We start from the raw sequence: 14,405 nt of genomic DNA on the forward strand, positions 1-14,405 counted from the left end.
CGCCATTCCGGCGATGGGAAGCCTTTGGGGGCACCGTGGCCGATACCGAACTGTTGGAGACCCCGCTCGCGTCGCTGCATCGGGAGCTTGGCGGGCGCATGGTGCCCTTCGCCGGCTATGCGATGCCGGTGCAGTACCCGGCCGGCATCATGGCGGAGCACCTGCATACCCGCGCTGCGGCCGGGCTGTTCGACGTCTCCCATATGGGTCAGGCCGAACTGATCGGCGAAGGCGCTGCGGCGGCCCTGGAACAGCTGACGCCCGCCGATGTGCAGATCCTGAAGCCCGGCCGGCAGCGCTACGGCGTGCTGATGACCGAGACGGGCGGCATCCTGGACGACTTCATGGTGGCCAATCGCGGCGACCGGCTGTTCCTGGTGCTCAACGCCTCCCGCAAGCATTTGGATATCCCCGCCATCGAGGCGGTGCTGCCGGCCGGCGTCAAGTTGCGGCCGCTGCCGGACCGGGCGCTGATCGCGCTGCAGGGGCCAGGCGCCGTGCCGGCGCTGGCAACCCTGGCGCCGGGCGTGGCCTCCATGAAGTTCATGGATTTTGCCGAGCATGAGATCGCCGGCGTGGCCTGCCTGGTCAGCCGCAGCGGCTATACCGGGGAGGATGGGGTGGAGATCTCCATCCCGGCCGAGCAGGCCGAAGCCGTGGCCAAGGCGCTGCTGGCACTGCCGGGCGTGATGCCGGCGGGCCTGGGCGCCCGCGATTCGCTGCGGCTGGAGGCCGGGCTCTGCCTCTACGGCAACGACCTGGACGAGACGACCAGCCCGGTGGAAGCCAACCTGGTCTGGACCATGGGCAAGCGCCGCCGAACCGCCTGGGATTTCCGCGGCGCGGAGCGCTGCCGCGAGGAGCTGGACAACGGGCCGAAGCGCCTGCGCGTCGGCATCCAGCCGGAGGGGCGCCAGCCCGCGCGCGGCCATACGCCGGTGCAGGTTGCGGGCGAGGTGGTCGGCGAAATCACCTCTGGCGGCTTCGGCCCCTCCGTCAATGCACCCATCGCCATGGGCTATGTCGCGCGCGGCGCGGCGGCCGATGGCACCGCCCTCGAACTTCTGGTGCGCGGTAAGGCCCTGCCCGGCCGCGTCGCCCCCCTGCCCTTCGCCCCCCACCGCTACGCTCGCTGAGAAGGTTCCCGACAATGGCCGAACTGCGCTTCACCAAAGACCATGAGTGGATCCGGCTGGAAGGCGATGTCGCCACCATCGGCATCACCGACCATGCCCAGAACGCGCTCGGCGACGTGGTCTTCGTCGACCTGCCCGAAGCGGGCCGCGAAGTCGCCGAAGGCGAGGCCTGCGCCGTGGTGGAAAGCGTGAAGGCCGCCTCCGACGTCTATGCGCCCGTCGCCGGCAAGGTGGTGGAGACCAATGCCGCGCTGGTCGAGAATCCCGCGCTGATCAACAGCGCGCCGACCGGCGAGGGCTGGTTCTTCAAGATCGGCGGCGTGGATGCCGCCGCCGTCGCCGCGCTGATGGACGAGGCCGCCTACGCCGCCTTCGTGGACGAGCTCGCATGAACGCCATCGCCCAGCTCAGCGCCCTGGAGGACAAGGGCGAATTCGCCCGCCGCCATATCGGGCCTTCGGAGTCCGAGATCGCCGCCATGCTGAAGGTGGTCGGCGCCGAGAGCCTGGAGACGCTCGCCGAGCGCACCGTGCCCGCCGATATCCGCAGCAACGCCCCCCTGCCCCTGCCGCCCGCGGCGACCGAGGCCGAGGCGATCGCGGAGCTGCGCGCGCTCGCCGGCAAGAACCGCGCCGATATCAAGTCGCTGATCGGCATCGGCTATCACGGCACGCTGACGCCGCCCGTGATTTTGCGCAACGTGCTGGAAAATCCCGGCTGGTACACGGCCTATACACCCTACCAGGCGGAGCTCGCCCAGGGGCGGCTCGAGGCGCTGCTGAACTTCCAGACCATGGTGACGGACCTCGCCGGCCTGCCGGTGGCGAATGCCTCGCTGCTGGATGAGGCGACGGCGGCGGCCGAGGCGATGGCGCTCGCGCATGCCGCGACGCGCGGCAAGTCCGATACGCTGGTGATCGCATCGGATGTGCATCCGCAGACCCGCGCCGTAGTGGCGGGCCGGGCGGAGCCGCTGGGTTTTCGCGTGCTGATCGCGAAGCCTTCTGAGATCGTGGCGACATGCAACGCGGAAAAGCCCTTCGCGCTACTGCTGCAATACCCCGGCACGACGGGCGAGGTGCGCGACCTGACGCGCGAGATCGCGGCGGTGCATGGCGCCGGCGGTCTCGCGATCGTCGCCGCCGATCCGCTGTCGCTGGTGCTGCTGAAGCCGCCGGGCGAGATGGGCGCCGATGTCGTCGTCGGCTCCACCCAGCGTTTTGGCGTGCCGATGGGCTATGGCGGGCCGCATGCCGGCTATATGGCGGTGAAGGATGCGCATAAGCGGCTGATGCCGGGGCGCCTCGTGGGCGTCTCGCTCGATGCCGCGGGCCAGCCCGCCATGCGGCTCGCGCTGCAGACGCGCGAGCAGCACATCCGGCGCGAGAAGGCGACGAGCAATATCTGCACCGCGCAGGTGCTGCTGGCGGTCATGGCCAGCATGTACGCCGTCTGGCACGGGCCGGAAGGCCTGACCCGCATCGCGCAACGCGTCGCCTTGCAGGCGCGGCTGCTGGCGGGGGCGGCGAAGCGCGCCGGCTTCGCGCTGCGCCATCGCGATATCTTCGACACCATCTGCATCGAGGCAGGCGGCAAGCAGGAGGCGCTGATCGCCGGCGCCCTGAAGCGCGGCTTCAACCTGGCGCGCCATGAGGGCGGCGGCGTTGGCATCGCGCTCGATGAGACGGTGACGCGGCAGGACCTGCTGGCACTGCTGGATGCGATCGCGGAGGCCGCCGGCCAGGCTGCGCCGCAGATCGATGGCATCGACCCCGAGGGGGGCATCCCCGCCTCCCTCACCCGCGCCAGCGCCTTCCTGACGGCCGAGGTCTTCCGTAGCCATCACGCGGAACACGCGATGCTGCGCTACCTGAAGAAGCTGGAGGACAAGGACGTCGCGCTGAACCGCAGCATGATCCCGCTGGGCTCCTGCACGATGAAGCTGAATGCGACGGCCGAGATGATCCCTGTGACCTTCCCGGGTTTCGGGAACATCCACCCCTTCGCGCCGGTGGACCAGGCGACCGGCTATATCGAGATGATCCGTCGCCTTGAATCCTGGCTCTGCGCCGTCACCGGCTTCGCCGCCATATCGCTGCAGCCGAATGCGGGCAGCGCCGGCGAATATGCCGGGCTGCTGGCGATCCGCGGCTGGCATCGCGCACGGGGCGACCTGCATCGCGACATCTGCCTGATCCCGAGCAGCGCCCATGGCACCAACCCGGCTTCCGCCGTGATGGCCGGCATGAAGGTGGTGGTGGTGGGCTGCGACCGCGATGGCAACGTGGATCTGGACGATCTGCGCGCCAAGGCGGAGCAGCATGCGGATCGCCTCGCCGCGCTGATGGTGACCTACCCCTCCACCCATGGCGTCTTCGAGGAGGCCATCCGCGAGATCTGCGCCCTCATCCATGCCAAGGGCGGCCAAGTCTATATGGACGGTGCGAACATGAACGCGCAGGTCGGGCTCACCAGCCCGGCCGCGATCGGCGCGGATGTGTGCCACCTGAACCTGCACAAGACCTTCTGCATCCCGCATGGCGGCGGCGGTCCGGGCGTGGGGCCGATCGGCGTCGCGGCGCATCTGGCACCCTATCTGCCGGCGCATCCGATGCTGGCGGAAGCGGGCCCGCAGGCGACCAGCCACGGGCCGGTGGCCGCCGCGCCCTTCGGCAGCGCCTCCATCCTGCCGATCTCCTATGCCTATATCCGCATGATGGGGCCGGACGGCCTGAAGCGCGCCACGCAGGTGGCGATCCTCAACGCCAACTACATGGCCGTGAAATTGGGCGAGCACTTCCCGGTGCTGTATCGCGGGCGCCAGGGGATGGTGGCCCACGAATGCATCCTGGATTGCCGCGGCTTCCAGCAGAATGGCGGCGCCTCGGTGGAGGACATCGCCAAGCGCCTGCAGGATTACGGCTTCCACGCGCCGACCATGTCCTGGCCGGTGACCGGCACGTTGATGGTGGAGCCGACCGAGTCGGAGACGATGGGCGAGCTGGATCGCTTCATCGCCGCCATGGTCTCGATCCGCGGCGAAATCCGCGCCATCGAGCAGGGCCGCATGGACCGCGCCGACAACCCGCTGAAGAACGCCCCGCACACGGCGGCCGAGGTCATGGCCAGCGACTGGTCGCACCCCTATACGCGGGAGGAGGCGGCCTTCCCGCTGCCTTACGTCGCGCGCCAGAAATACTGGCCGCCGGTGAAGCGGGTGGACAATGTGCATGGCGACCGCAACCTGGTCTGCACCTGCGCGCCGCTGGAAGCTTACGCCCAGGCGGCGGAATAGGTGGAGGCGCTCTTAGCTAAGGGCGAGGCGGTCGGCGCGCTGTTGAAGGCGCGGCGCGAGACGGTGGCGGTGGCCGAAAGCTCGGCCGGCGGGCTGGTCTCGGCCAGCCTGCTCGCGGTGCCAGGGGCCAGCGCCTATTTCCTCGGCGGGGCGGTGGTCTACACCGCCACGGCGCGGGAACAGTTTTTGGGGATCACCACTGCCGATATGGCGGGGCTGCGCTCCTCCTCGGAACCCTATGCCCTGCTGCTGGCGCGCAGCCTGCGGTCGCGCTTCGGCACCAGCTGGGGCATTGCGGAAACCGGCGCGGCCGGGCCTTCCGGCAATCGCTACGGGGATGCGGCGGGGCATAGCTGCCTGGCGGTCTCCGGCCCGGCGGAGGTGGTGGTGACGCTGGAAACCGGCCATGGCGACCGGGCGGCCAATATGCAGGCCTTCGCCATGGCGCTGCTAGACGTGTTCGAAAAGTCGCTCGCCGGGGCATAGGCGGGACGCCGTCCTGCATCCTAGGATGTTTCCCATGCCGGCCCGGCAGCCGGCCGGGGGAAATGTCATGACCAAATGGGGTACCGCGCTGGTCGCGGCCTGTCTCGGCCTGGGCAGCGTCGCCCAGGCGCAGCCGATCACGCTGGAACGCTTCGGCTCCTTCCATGTCGGCGGGCGGCTGGTGGAGCTGAAGGACCGGCCGGTGCGCGAATACCTGCCGACGGCGGGCAGCGTGCCGCTGCGGATCGACCCGAACGGCGTGCACACGGTGGGGCAGATGTATGCCCGCTTCATGGTGCCCGCGCCGCAGCGTGGCGCGGCGCCGATGATGCTGTGGCACGGCGCCTATCTCACCGGCGTCACCTGGGAAACCACGCCGGATGGCCGGCCGGGCTGGGACGAGTTCTTCCTGCGCCGCGGCTGGGCCACCTATGTGACGGATGCGGTGGAACGCGGCCGCAGCGGGGCCGCCATGGTGCCGGAGATCTACGCCCCGCCGCTGCACCTGCCGGCCCAGAATCCGTGGGAGCGGTTCCGCATCGGCACCGGCGCCGGGTCCTATGCCACGCGCAGCGTGCTGCCGGGCAACCAGTTCCCAAGCGAGCCCGAGCACTACCAGGCCTTCATGCGCCAGGTGGTGGCGCGCTACCTGGGCACGGATGACGATGTGATCGCCGCCTATATCGCGCTGCTGGAGCGGGTCGGGCCTTCCGTCGTCATCGCCCATAGCCAGGGCGGCGCCTTGGCCTGGCAGGTGGCGCAGCGCCGGCCGGAGCTTTTCCGCGCTTTGGTGCTGGTGGAACCCGCCGGCATCGGCGATGCGGCGCAGGCGGCGCGGCTGAAGGATGTGCCGCAGATGCTGCTCTATGGCGATTACGTGGACCAGGACCCGCGCTGGTCCGTCATCCGCCGCAATGCCCGCGGCTTCGCCGCCGCCATCACCGCGGCCGGCGGCAAGGTCGAGGATGTGGACCTGCCGAGCCGCGGCATTCCCGGCAACAGCCACATGGTGATGATGGACCGCAACAGCGATCAGGTGGCGCAGGCGGTGCAGGACTGGCTGGCGGCGCAGGGCCTCTGGCGATAGGCCCTGGCGGGCTGGTCAGGCCGGGATCGGCACCCGGCCGGCCAGCGGGTCCAGCAGGCTTTCGATCTGCGCCGATTCGGCCCATTCCAGCCCCACCGTCACCACCGTGACGCGGGACCGGAACTGGGCCGGAATGCGGACGAAATCCTTCTTGGTGGTCACCAGCAAGGCGCGGGCGGCATCCGCCTGGGCCAGCAGGTCCCGGATTTCCTCGGCATCGTATTGGTAGTGGTCGCCGAAGGCCTCGCGCCCGGCCAGAACGGCGCCGGCCTCCTGCAGCGTGGCGAAGAATTTGCGCGGGTTCGCGATGCCGCAGAAGGCATACACCGGCTGGCCGCGCAGCACCGCGGCCTCTGGCCCCGGCACCAGGCGGGCGTGCAGCACGCGCAGGCCGGGGGGCAGCAGGTCCAGCGCGCCGGTCTCATCCTCCCCGATCAGCACCGCGGCCTGGCAGCGGGCGGCGGCGGCGGCCACCGGTTCGCGCAGCGGGCCGGCGGGGATGATGCGGCCATTGCCGAAGCCGAAGCCGCCATCGATGACCAGCAGCGACAGGTCCTTGGCCAGGCCCGGATTCTGCAGCCCGTCATCCATGACGATGGCCTGGGCATTGCCGGCCACGGCGGCCTTGGCGCCGGCGGCGCGGTCGGCGGAGACCCAGGTGGGGCGCACCTCGGCCAGCAGCAGCGCCTCGTCGCCCACCATGGTGCTGTCATGGCTGGCGGGGTCCACCCGCATCGGGCCACGCACCGTGCCGCCATAGCCGCGCAGCAGGAAATGCGCCGCGACGCCGCGATCGGCCAGGCGCCGGCCGATATCCATGGCGACGGTGGTCTTGCCGGCGCCGCCGGCCGTCGCATTGCCGCAGCAGATCACCGGCACCGGAGCCTGCCAGCCGGGCTGCGCCATGCGCCGCGCGGTCGCCTGCGCATAGATCGCGGAGAAGGGGGCCAGCAGCAGGGGCATCACCCCGCCGCCGCCCGCCCAGAAGGCGGGTGCTCGCATCAGGCCTCGACCATCATGTTCCGTTCAACAACCTTGTGCCGCAGCGCCGCCGAAGCGCCCTGCCGCCCCGGGGGTCTGTCGCCAGGGGCCGCCGGCTTGGACGCCCCCCATCCCTTGCGGATCGCGGTCACCCCCCTGGGCAATCCCCCTGGGCCCGTTCCCCGTCGATCAGGTCCAGCAGCGCAGCGGCCACCATCCCCGGCAGGCTGGCCTGGCCTTCCGCCACCTGCGCGGCAGCGGCGGCCATGGCGTGGCGCCTCGCCGCATCGGATAGCATGGCCTCCACCTGCTCCGCCAGCGCCCCGGCCTCGGCCGCCACAAGCCGCGCCCCGCCAGCGGCCAGCAGGCGGGCCACCGGCTCCTCGAAGTTGAAGGTATGCGGGCCGAGCAGGATGGGGCAGCCCAGCCGTGCCGCCTCCAGCGGGTTCTGCCCGCCATGCGGCACCAGGCTGCCGCCGACCAGGGCGACGCCCGCCAGGCGGTAGAACAGGCCGAGCTCGCCCAGCGTATCCGCCACATAGACCGAGACCTCGTCCCCCGGCGCCCCGCCGGCGCTGCGCCGCGCGACCGTCAGCCCCAGCTTTGCCGCCTGCTCCGCCACCGCCGCCCCGCGGTCCGGATGGCGCGGCACCAGCACGGTCAGCAGTTCCGGCCAGGCCGGGGCCAGCAGCGCATGGGCGGCCAGCGCCAGCGTCTCCTCCCCCGGATGGGTCGAGGCGGCAAGGAAGACCGGCCGGTCGCCGAGCAGCCCGCGCAGGCGCTCCAGCGCCGCCGGATCCGCCGGCAGCGGCGGCGCGGCGGCCTTGAGGTCACCCCAGCACTGCGCGCTCGAAGCGCCCAATTGCAGCAGCCGTGCCCGATCCGCCTCCGACCGCGCCAGCACCAGCCGGAAGCCGCCGAGCAGCTCGGCCACCGTGCGCGGCAGGCGGCGCCAACGGGCGAAGGAGCGCGGGCTGACCCGGGCATTCACCAGCGCCATCGGCAGGTTGCGGGCGCGGGCGGCGCGCAGCAGGTTGGGCCAGAGCTCGCTTTCCACCAGCGCCCCCGCATCCGGCCGCCAGCCATCCAGGAAGCGCGCGACGAAGGCCGGCACGTCCAGCGGCAGGAAGCGGTGGGCGATGCGCGGCAGGCCATCGGGGCCGGGCGCGGTGAAGGCCTGCGGCAGGCGGCGGGCCAGGGATTCGGCGCCAGTGACGGTGCCGGTGGTGACCAGCAGGTGCAGCGCCGGGTCGCGCGCCAGCAGCGCCTCCAGCACCGGCAGGGCGGACAGCGCCTCCCCCACGCTCGCGGCGTGCAGCCAGAACAGCCGTCCTTCGGGGCGCTGCGCGCCGCCGCCACGGCGTTCCTCCAGCCGCGCCGGGATTTCCTTGCCCCGCCGGGCGCGGCGGGCCAGGTGCCAGGGCAGCAGGGGCGCGGCCAGGCGGGTCAGCAGCTGCCAGGCCAGCGCCGGCAGCGTCATGCGCCCGCATCCGGCAGGCCGCAGAGGCGGTCGGCCTCAGTGCAGGCGGCGGTCAGCGCCGCCTCGATCTCGGGCAGCGCGGCTTCCGCCGCGTCCCGCGCCACGGTGATGGGCAGGCCGCAGACCACCGCGCCGCGGCCGAAGGGCAGCGGGAACATCATGCGGTCCCAGGACCCCAGCCGCCGATGCGCGGTGGTGGCGGCGCCCACCGGCACCACCGGCGCGCCGGAGACGGCGGCGATCTGCCCGACGCCCGGCGCCGCCCGGCGGCGCGGGCCGCGCGGGCCATCCGGCGTGATGGCCACCGGCTGGCCCTTTCGCAGCGCCCGCAGCAGCGCCGTGATGGCCCCCGCCCCGCCGCGGCGGGAGGAGCCGTAGATCATGTCCATGTCGAAGCGCGCCACCGCGGCGCCGATGAAGCGGCCATCGCGGTGCTGGCTGACCAGAACCTGCGGCCGCACCCGCGCGGCCGCCGGTTCCCGCGCCCGGGCGAGGCCGACCAGCGCCGGCATCAGCGGCAGGCGTTCATGCCAGAAGGCGAGGATCAGCGGCTGGCCGGCGGCGACCAGGGCCAAGGCGGGCTCGGCACCCTGCAGCTGCCAGCGCGTGGTCCGCACCACCAGCGACAGGTAGAGTCCCACCAGCCGCGCCAAGCCCCCTTGGACCGCCGGATGCCGGATCAGCTTGCGCATCACTTGCGCATCAGGGGCGGAGGTGGACGCACGCCATGCGCAAGCCGGTAGCACGGCCCGGCGGGAGGGGAAATGCACCCCCCGCGGGTGCGGTTCAGCCGGGGGCCGCGGGGCCGGGCAGCAGGCTGTCGCGGAACCGCAGGGCGCAGGCGGCCCAGGAGAATTTCTGGGCATGCGCCCGGCAGGTGGCGCGGTCCGCCTGCAACGCGGCCAGGCAGGCGGCGCGCAGATCCGCATCCAGCGCGCCCACCGGATGATCCGCGATCACGTCCAGCGGGCCGGTCACCGGGAAGGCCGCCACCGGCGTGCCGCTGGCGAGTGATTCCAGCAGCACCAGGCCGAAGGTGTCGGTGCGGGAGGGGAAGACGAAGACATCCGCCCGCGCATAGGCCCGGGCCAGGGCGCCATTCTCCCGCCAGCCGGTGAAATGCGCCTCGGGGAAGCGGCGCATCAGCGCGGCGCGCTGCGGCCCGTCGCCCACCACCACCTTGCTGCCCGGCAGGTCCAGCGCCAGGAAGGCCTCCAGGTTCTTCTCCACCGCCACCCGCCCGGCGACGAGGAAGATGGGGCGCGGCAGGTCTTCCCAGGCCTCGGCTTCGCCGCGATGCGCGGCGTCCGGATGGAAGCGTTCGAGGTCCACCCCGCGCGACCAGGGCACCACATGGGTGAATCCCCGCGCGGAGAGCTCCGCCGCGAGTGTCGGCGTGGCGCAGAGCGTGCCCTGCCCGGCCGCATGGAAATGCCGCATCAACGCCCAGGACCAGGCCTTCGGGGTGCGCGTGCGGGCATGCACATAGTCCGGGAACTTGGTGTGGAAGGAGGTGGTGAAGCGCCAGCCGCGCGCCTTGCAGATGGACCGCATGGCCCAGCCCAGCGGGCCCTCCGTCGCGATATGCACCGCCTGCGGCCGGAAATCGTCGACCAGCCGCGCCAGCCGGCGCTTCGGCGCGATGGCCAGGCGGATCTCGGCATAGCCGGGGGTGGGCACGGTGCGGAAGCGATCGGGGCCGATCACCTCCACCACATCGCCCAGGCGCTGCAGCTCCTCCACCACGGTCGCCATGGTGCGGACCACGCCATTCACCTGCGGGGTCCAGGCATCGGAGACGACGAGGATCCGGAGCGGGCCGGATACGCCCGTCATCTCGGAATCCTCGAGCGCGCCCATGCCCCAAACGGCTTCGTCGTCCAAAGGGTCCTCTTCACCTCAGCCGCCCGATGCATGGCGCGCGGGCCTTCTGGTGCCCCAGAAGACGCTTCGGTGAAAGGGGTGCCGTGGCAGCGGATGGCGGATCGCATGCGCCTCGCGCCCCCGCGCGGCCGGCCTAAGCCGCTTCCGGCACGGCGGCGGGCGCAGCGCCGCGGAAGAAGCTCAGCCGGTTCTCCCGCGCCCAGTCCACCAATTCGAAGCGGCCGTCATGGTGTTCGACCAGCGCGGTGCAGCTTTCCACCCAGTCACCATCGTTCATGTAGAGAACGCCTTGCACTTCGCGCATCTCGGCGTGGTGGATATGGCCGCAGACCACGCCGTCCAACGCACGGCGGCGGGCTTCCTGGGCCAGCGCCGTCTCGAAGCGGTCGATTGCCATCACCGCCCCCTTCACCTGCCGCTTCAGCCATTGCGACAGCGACCAATAGGGATAGCCGAAGCGGCGGCGCAGCGCGTTGAACCAGCGGTTGGCGACCAGCGCGGAATCATAGGCCCAGTCGCCGAGATGGGCGAGGAACTTGGCGTAGCGCACCACGCTGTCGAATTCATCGCCATGGATCACCAGGAAGCGGCGGCCATCGGCGGCGTCATGCACCGCTTCCTTGGCCAGCCGCACGCCGGCGATCTCGAGCCCCAGCCAGTCGCGGAACATCTCGTCGTGGTTGCCAGGGATATAGGTGACCTCCGTGCCGTTGCGCGCCATGCGCAACACCAGGCGGATCGCCTCGTCATGCTCGGCGTCCCAGTACCAGGATTTTCGCAGCCGCCAGCCATCGACGATGTCGCCCACCAGGTAGAGCTGCTCGCATTCCGTCTGGCGCAGGAAATCCACCAGGAAGTCGGCGCGGCAGCCGCGCGTGCCGAGATGAAGGTCGGACAGGAAGACCGTCCGGTAGCGCCGCCGGAGGCCTGCGTCGAACCGGCTTGCCGTGCTGTCCATGCGATCTGCCCGCCTTCTTCCACGCCGCCACGGCGAACCGCGGCACGATGCGAGGCCGGCGATCCGCTGCGCAGGATCCCGCCGGCCCTTCCCTGCGCGGCCCGGAACGCACCGCAAGCGGTTCCGTTGCGCGAGCGCGCTCTAGCGCGGGATCGGGCGCTGCGACGTGAATCTTGAATGACTTGTGCCCCGCTGGGGCGCTGCCGCGCGCTTGTCACCGCCGCGTCAGCGGAATGACCACGGCGTGTCACGATGCGCGGGTTAGGGCCCGGCCATGCTCATCGTCTTCAATCCCACCGCCGGCGCCGGCCGCCGCCGCCGCCTGGCCCGCGCCATGGCGGCGCTGGCCGGCCTCGGCCTGCGGCCGGAAGTGGCGGAGACCCAGGGCCCCGGCGATGCCCGCCTGATCGCCGCCGCCGCCGCCCGGCACGGCAGGGCCGTGGTGGTGGCCGCCGGCGGCGATGGCACCATCGCAGAGGTCGCGGCGGGGCTCGAGGGCAGCGAGGCCACGCTCGGGCTTCTGCCGCTCGGCACCGCCAATGTGCTGGCCTGGGAGCTGGGCCTGCACCTGGCGCCGGAAGCGGCGGCCGGGGTGCTGGCGCGCGGGCGGCCTGGGCGGATCTGGCCCGGCCAGGCGCGATTCGCCGATGGCCGGCGGCGGCTTTTCGTGCAGATGCTGGGCGCCGGCTTCGACGCCGCGGTGGTAGCCGGGCTGGACCTGCGGCTGAAGCGCCGGCTGGGCCGCGCCGCCTATGTCCTGCAGACGCTGGCGGAGCTGCCGCGCTACGGCTTCCCACCGATCGAACTGCGCCTGGATGGGCAGCCGCTGCAGGCCGCCAGCGTCATTGTCAGCAAGGGCCGGCTCTATGCCGGGCGCTACCTGCTGGCGCCGGCGGCCAGGCCAGCGGAGCCCGGCTTCCAGGTGGTGCTGTTCCAGCAGGGCGGGCCGGCCGCCGCGGCGCTGGCAGGGGCGGCCCTGCCGCTCGGCCTCGTCTCCCGGCTGCCGGGCGTGACGATCCGCCATGTGCAGCGGGTGGAACTCGGCAATGTCGCGGTGCCCGCCCAGGCGGATGGCGACCCGGCCGGGCGGCTGCCGGCCTGGATCGAGGATGCCCCCGCGCCGCTGCGCATCCTGCTGCCATAGAGGCCCGCATTATCGCTTCCTTCAGCAGGCCGGCCGCCATGATACCCGGATGGTGCAAGGCAGGCGCGGATGGCGGGATGGGGTGGCAGGCGGCCAGGGCTGGCGCCTGCATGCCTCGCCCTGGGCCAGCTGAGCCGCCGATGCCGAAGGAAGTCCGCTACATCCTCTTCTCGCCGGAGGAGGTGCTGGACATGCTGGTGGAGGCCATGACGCTGGCCGATTCCGGCTGGCCAGCCGCCACGGGTCCGGTGCGGCTGGACATGGCGACCGCGCCCTCGGGCGAGGTGATCGCGCGGCTGGTGCCGCAGAAGCAGCGCCGCGGCCAGCGCGCCGCCTGGTCCTTCACCGCCGGGGATATGCTGGCCGTCATCCTGCAGGCCTGCCGCCGCAACCGCCTTCCGCTGCCGCTGCGCGGCCATAAGCGGCTGGAACTGATGGGCGCCAGCCTCTGCCTGACCATCAGCATGGGGGAGACGATCGGCGGGCCGGAGGTGATGCTGCACGAGGTGCGCTACATAGACCCCGGCCTGGCCCCCCTGCTGGCGCGCCGCGGCTGAATTCCTGTTCGCCGGGCCTTCAGCCCGTGCGCATCCGCTCCTGCCCCAGCGCCAGCACGGCCGCACCCACGCCCGCGGCGAGCGACACCAGGCCGAAGCCGGCGGCGGCACTCAGCCCGGCCAGGCCCATCCCCAGCGCCGGAAGCAGCGTCAGCGCCACGCTGGCCATGCCGAGCAGCGCCGTCGATCCGGCCAGGATGCAGAGGGCGAGGAGCATGCTTGGACCTCCAATCATGGCGAAATTCGGGTATGCGCCTTTTTTCAGCCACGATCCAGGCACGAGAAAGAGAGGTCGCTGGCGCAACCTCCCGCTCCCGCAATCAGCCGGCGCTGGCCACCCGCAGCTGGTCCGCTGCCGGCAGATAGGCGGAGGTGTAGAAATCGGCCGCCGCCAGGGTGGCCGAAATGCCGAAGGCGCTGCGGATGGTCTCGATGGAGGCCTGCACCCGCTCCATCGGCAGGTTGCCATAGCCACCCGCCAGCACCTCGGGCGTGCGCAGGAATTCGAAGTTGGCGATCAGCCGTTCCTTCTCCAGCGCCGCCGGCGCGGTCGGGTCGCGCCGCACCAGGGCGGCGATGGCGGCATCGGGGTCCTTCCAGGCATCGGCATGGCCGCGGATGATGGCGCGGATCATGCCGGTGACGATGCGCGGATTGGCCTCGGCATAGGATTTCCGGACCTGCAGCCCGGTGGAGAGCAGTGCCACGCCGAAGTTGGAATAGCGCATCACCACGATATCGGCCTGCGGGATGTTCAGCGCGCGCAGGCTGAAGACGCCGGAGGTCTCGAAGCCCGTGATGGCGTCGGCATCGCCGCGCGCCAGCATCGGCTCCCGCAGCGGCGGGGTGACGGTGATCCAGGTGATCTTGGAGGCATCGATGCCGTTGGCGCGGGCGAAGGCGGGGAAGAACTGGCGGCCGCCATCCGTCTCCGGCGCTGCAAGGCGCTTGCCCTCCAGGTCCTTCGGCACGCGGATGCCGGTGCGGCGCAGGGTGATGGCGGAAAGCGGGCTGCCCTGAGCCAGGACGAAGGGGCAGATCAGGTCCGTGCCCGGCTGGGTCAGGCGCAGGCGCATGACGGCGGAGACGTCGCCGACGCCGAACTGATAGGCGCCGCTGGCGACCTTCACCGGCACGTCGCCGGCGCCGAAGCCGCGATCCAGGCTGACATCCAGCCCTTCCTCGCGGAAATAGCCGCGCTCCAGCGCCAGCAGATAGGGCGCCTGGGGACCCTGGAAGGCCCAGTCGAGGGAGAACTTGATGGGCGTCAGCGCGGCCTGGCCGCGCGCGAGGTTGGGCAGGGCAAGCAGGCCACCGGGGGCGGCGAGCAGGGTACGACGGGTGGGATGCATCGTTCGGCCTCTCTGTCGCGCGCCGTGGGGCCGGCGCGGCGGTTT

14 protein-coding genes are annotated in these 14,405 nt (G+C 71.7%); 7 read left to right on the top strand and 7 right to left on the bottom strand.

Going from position 1 to position 14,405, the window contains the following annotated elements; genetic code table 11:
* The first annotated feature begins 35 nt into the window (after nucleotides 1–35).
* The 5 genes from gcvT to J3S20_RS15890 all read left to right on the top strand — a co-directional run bounded on the left by gcvT (nucleotide 36) and on the right by J3S20_RS15890 (nucleotide 6,004).
* Nucleotides 36–1,136: a glycine cleavage system aminomethyltransferase GcvT gene (gene gcvT / locus J3S20_RS15870; RefSeq protein ID WP_216837459.1), complete on the top strand. Its 1,101-nt coding sequence runs from the start codon at nucleotides 36–38 to the stop codon at nucleotides 1,134–1,136.
* A 14-nt stretch (nucleotides 1,137–1,150) separates the two neighbouring features.
* Nucleotides 1,151–1,528, top strand: coding sequence for a glycine cleavage system protein GcvH (gene gcvH / locus J3S20_RS15875; protein ID WP_216837460.1), 378 nt, complete (start codon nucleotides 1,151–1,153; stop codon nucleotides 1,526–1,528).
* Complete coding sequence (gene gcvP, locus J3S20_RS15880; RefSeq protein WP_216837461.1) at nucleotides 1,525–4,431, top strand: aminomethyl-transferring glycine dehydrogenase; 2,907 nt, start codon at nucleotides 1,525–1,527, stop codon at nucleotides 4,429–4,431. The genes gcvH and gcvP overlap by 4 nt, the downstream gene beginning before the upstream one ends.
* The gene (locus tag J3S20_RS15885; protein ID WP_343215238.1) at nucleotides 4,432–4,917 is read left to right on the top strand and encodes a CinA family protein; all 486 of its coding nucleotides are present in this window, start codon (nucleotides 4,432–4,434) and stop codon (nucleotides 4,915–4,917) included. It abuts the gene before it with no gap.
* Between the two features lie 67 nt (nucleotides 4,918–4,984).
* The gene (locus tag J3S20_RS15890) at nucleotides 4,985–6,004 is read left to right on the top strand and encodes an alpha/beta fold hydrolase (RefSeq protein ID WP_216837462.1); all 1,020 of its coding nucleotides are present in this window, start codon (nucleotides 4,985–4,987) and stop codon (nucleotides 6,002–6,004) included.
* Nucleotides 6,005–6,019: 15 nt separating this feature from the next.
* Here J3S20_RS15890 and lpxK read toward each other — a convergent pair whose 3' ends face one another.
* The 5 genes from lpxK to J3S20_RS15915 form a co-directional block, all read right to left on the bottom strand.
* Nucleotides 6,020–7,006, bottom strand: coding sequence for a tetraacyldisaccharide 4'-kinase (lpxK, locus tag J3S20_RS15895; protein ID WP_216837463.1), 987 nt, complete (start codon nucleotides 7,004–7,006; stop codon nucleotides 6,020–6,022).
* Between the two features lie 127 nt (nucleotides 7,007–7,133).
* Nucleotides 7,134–8,465, bottom strand: coding sequence for a 3-deoxy-D-manno-octulosonic acid transferase (locus J3S20_RS15900; RefSeq protein ID WP_216837464.1), 1,332 nt, complete (start codon nucleotides 8,463–8,465; stop codon nucleotides 7,134–7,136).
* Complete coding sequence (locus J3S20_RS15905) at nucleotides 8,462–9,157, bottom strand: lysophospholipid acyltransferase family protein (protein ID WP_246602855.1); 696 nt, start codon at nucleotides 9,155–9,157, stop codon at nucleotides 8,462–8,464. Before J3S20_RS15905 ends, J3S20_RS15900 begins: the two co-directional genes overlap by 4 nt.
* Nucleotides 9,158–9,251: 94 nt before the next feature.
* Nucleotides 9,252–10,301 carry a glycosyltransferase family 4 protein gene (locus tag J3S20_RS15910; protein ID WP_216837466.1) on the bottom strand — a complete coding sequence of 350 codons (1,050 nt, stop codon included), beginning with the start codon at nucleotides 10,299–10,301 and terminating at the stop codon, nucleotides 9,252–9,254.
* A gap of 181 nt (nucleotides 10,302–10,482) precedes the next feature.
* Nucleotides 10,483–11,307, bottom strand: a complete 825-nt coding sequence (locus tag J3S20_RS15915; RefSeq protein ID WP_216837467.1) for a UDP-2,3-diacylglucosamine diphosphatase — start codon at nucleotides 11,305–11,307, stop codon at nucleotides 10,483–10,485.
* Nucleotides 11,308–11,581: 274 nt separating this feature from the next.
* On the opposite strand from J3S20_RS15915, the gene J3S20_RS15920 reads away from it, so the two are divergent.
* The gene (locus J3S20_RS15920; protein WP_216837468.1) at nucleotides 11,582–12,451 is read left to right on the top strand and encodes a diacylglycerol/lipid kinase family protein; all 870 of its coding nucleotides are present in this window, start codon (nucleotides 11,582–11,584) and stop codon (nucleotides 12,449–12,451) included.
* A gap of 140 nt (nucleotides 12,452–12,591) precedes the next feature.
* Nucleotides 12,592–13,008 carry a hypothetical protein gene (locus J3S20_RS15925; protein ID WP_216837469.1) on the top strand — a complete coding sequence of 139 codons (417 nt, stop codon included), beginning with the start codon at nucleotides 12,592–12,594 and terminating at the stop codon, nucleotides 13,006–13,008.
* Between the two features lie 19 nt (nucleotides 13,009–13,027).
* Here the strand turns inward: J3S20_RS15925 and J3S20_RS15930 are convergent, their stop codons facing one another.
* Both J3S20_RS15930 and J3S20_RS15935 read right to left on the bottom strand, forming a co-directional pair.
* Nucleotides 13,028–13,225, bottom strand: a complete 198-nt coding sequence (locus J3S20_RS15930) for a hypothetical protein (RefSeq protein ID WP_216837470.1) — start codon at nucleotides 13,223–13,225, stop codon at nucleotides 13,028–13,030.
* A 103-nt stretch (nucleotides 13,226–13,328) separates the two neighbouring features.
* Nucleotides 13,329–14,360, bottom strand: coding sequence for an ABC transporter substrate-binding protein (locus J3S20_RS15935; RefSeq protein ID WP_216837471.1), 1,032 nt, complete (start codon nucleotides 14,358–14,360; stop codon nucleotides 13,329–13,331).
* Nucleotides 14,361–14,405 lie beyond the last annotated feature (45 nt).

Source organism: Falsiroseomonas tokyonensis (assembly GCF_019024325.1).
Lineage (GTDB): Bacteria > Pseudomonadota > Alphaproteobacteria > Acetobacterales > Acetobacteraceae > Falsiroseomonas > Falsiroseomonas tokyonensis.

Coding starts and splice junctions, on each gene's coding strand:
- J3S20_RS15935 (WP_216837471.1), bottom strand. CDS start 14,360: ATGCATCCCACCCGTCGTACCCTGCTCGCCGCCCCCGGTGGCCTGCTT.
- J3S20_RS15920 (WP_216837468.1), top strand. CDS start 11,582: ATGCTCATCGTCTTCAATCCCACCGCCGGCGCCGGCCGCCGCCGCCGC.
- gcvP (WP_216837461.1), top strand. CDS start 1,525: ATGAACGCCATCGCCCAGCTCAGCGCCCTGGAGGACAAGGGCGAATTC.
- gcvH (WP_216837460.1), top strand. CDS start 1,151: ATGGCCGAACTGCGCTTCACCAAAGACCATGAGTGGATCCGGCTGGAA.
- J3S20_RS15930 (WP_216837470.1), bottom strand. CDS start 13,225: ATGCTCCTCGCCCTCTGCATCCTGGCCGGATCGACGGCGCTGCTCGGC.
- J3S20_RS15925 (WP_216837469.1), top strand. CDS start 12,592: ATGCCGAAGGAAGTCCGCTACATCCTCTTCTCGCCGGAGGAGGTGCTG.
- J3S20_RS15900 (WP_216837464.1), bottom strand. CDS start 8,465: ATGACGCTGCCGGCGCTGGCCTGGCAGCTGCTGACCCGCCTGGCCGCG.
- J3S20_RS15905 (WP_246602855.1), bottom strand. CDS start 9,157: ATGCGCAAGCTGATCCGGCATCCGGCGGTCCAAGGGGGCTTGGCGCGG.
- J3S20_RS15890 (WP_216837462.1), top strand. CDS start 4,985: ATGACCAAATGGGGTACCGCGCTGGTCGCGGCCTGTCTCGGCCTGGGC.
- J3S20_RS15915 (WP_216837467.1), bottom strand. CDS start 11,307: ATGGACAGCACGGCAAGCCGGTTCGACGCAGGCCTCCGGCGGCGCTAC.
- lpxK (WP_216837463.1), bottom strand. CDS start 7,006: ATGCGAGCACCCGCCTTCTGGGCGGGCGGCGGCGGGGTGATGCCCCTG.
- J3S20_RS15910 (WP_216837466.1), bottom strand. CDS start 10,301: ATGACGGGCGTATCCGGCCCGCTCCGGATCCTCGTCGTCTCCGATGCC.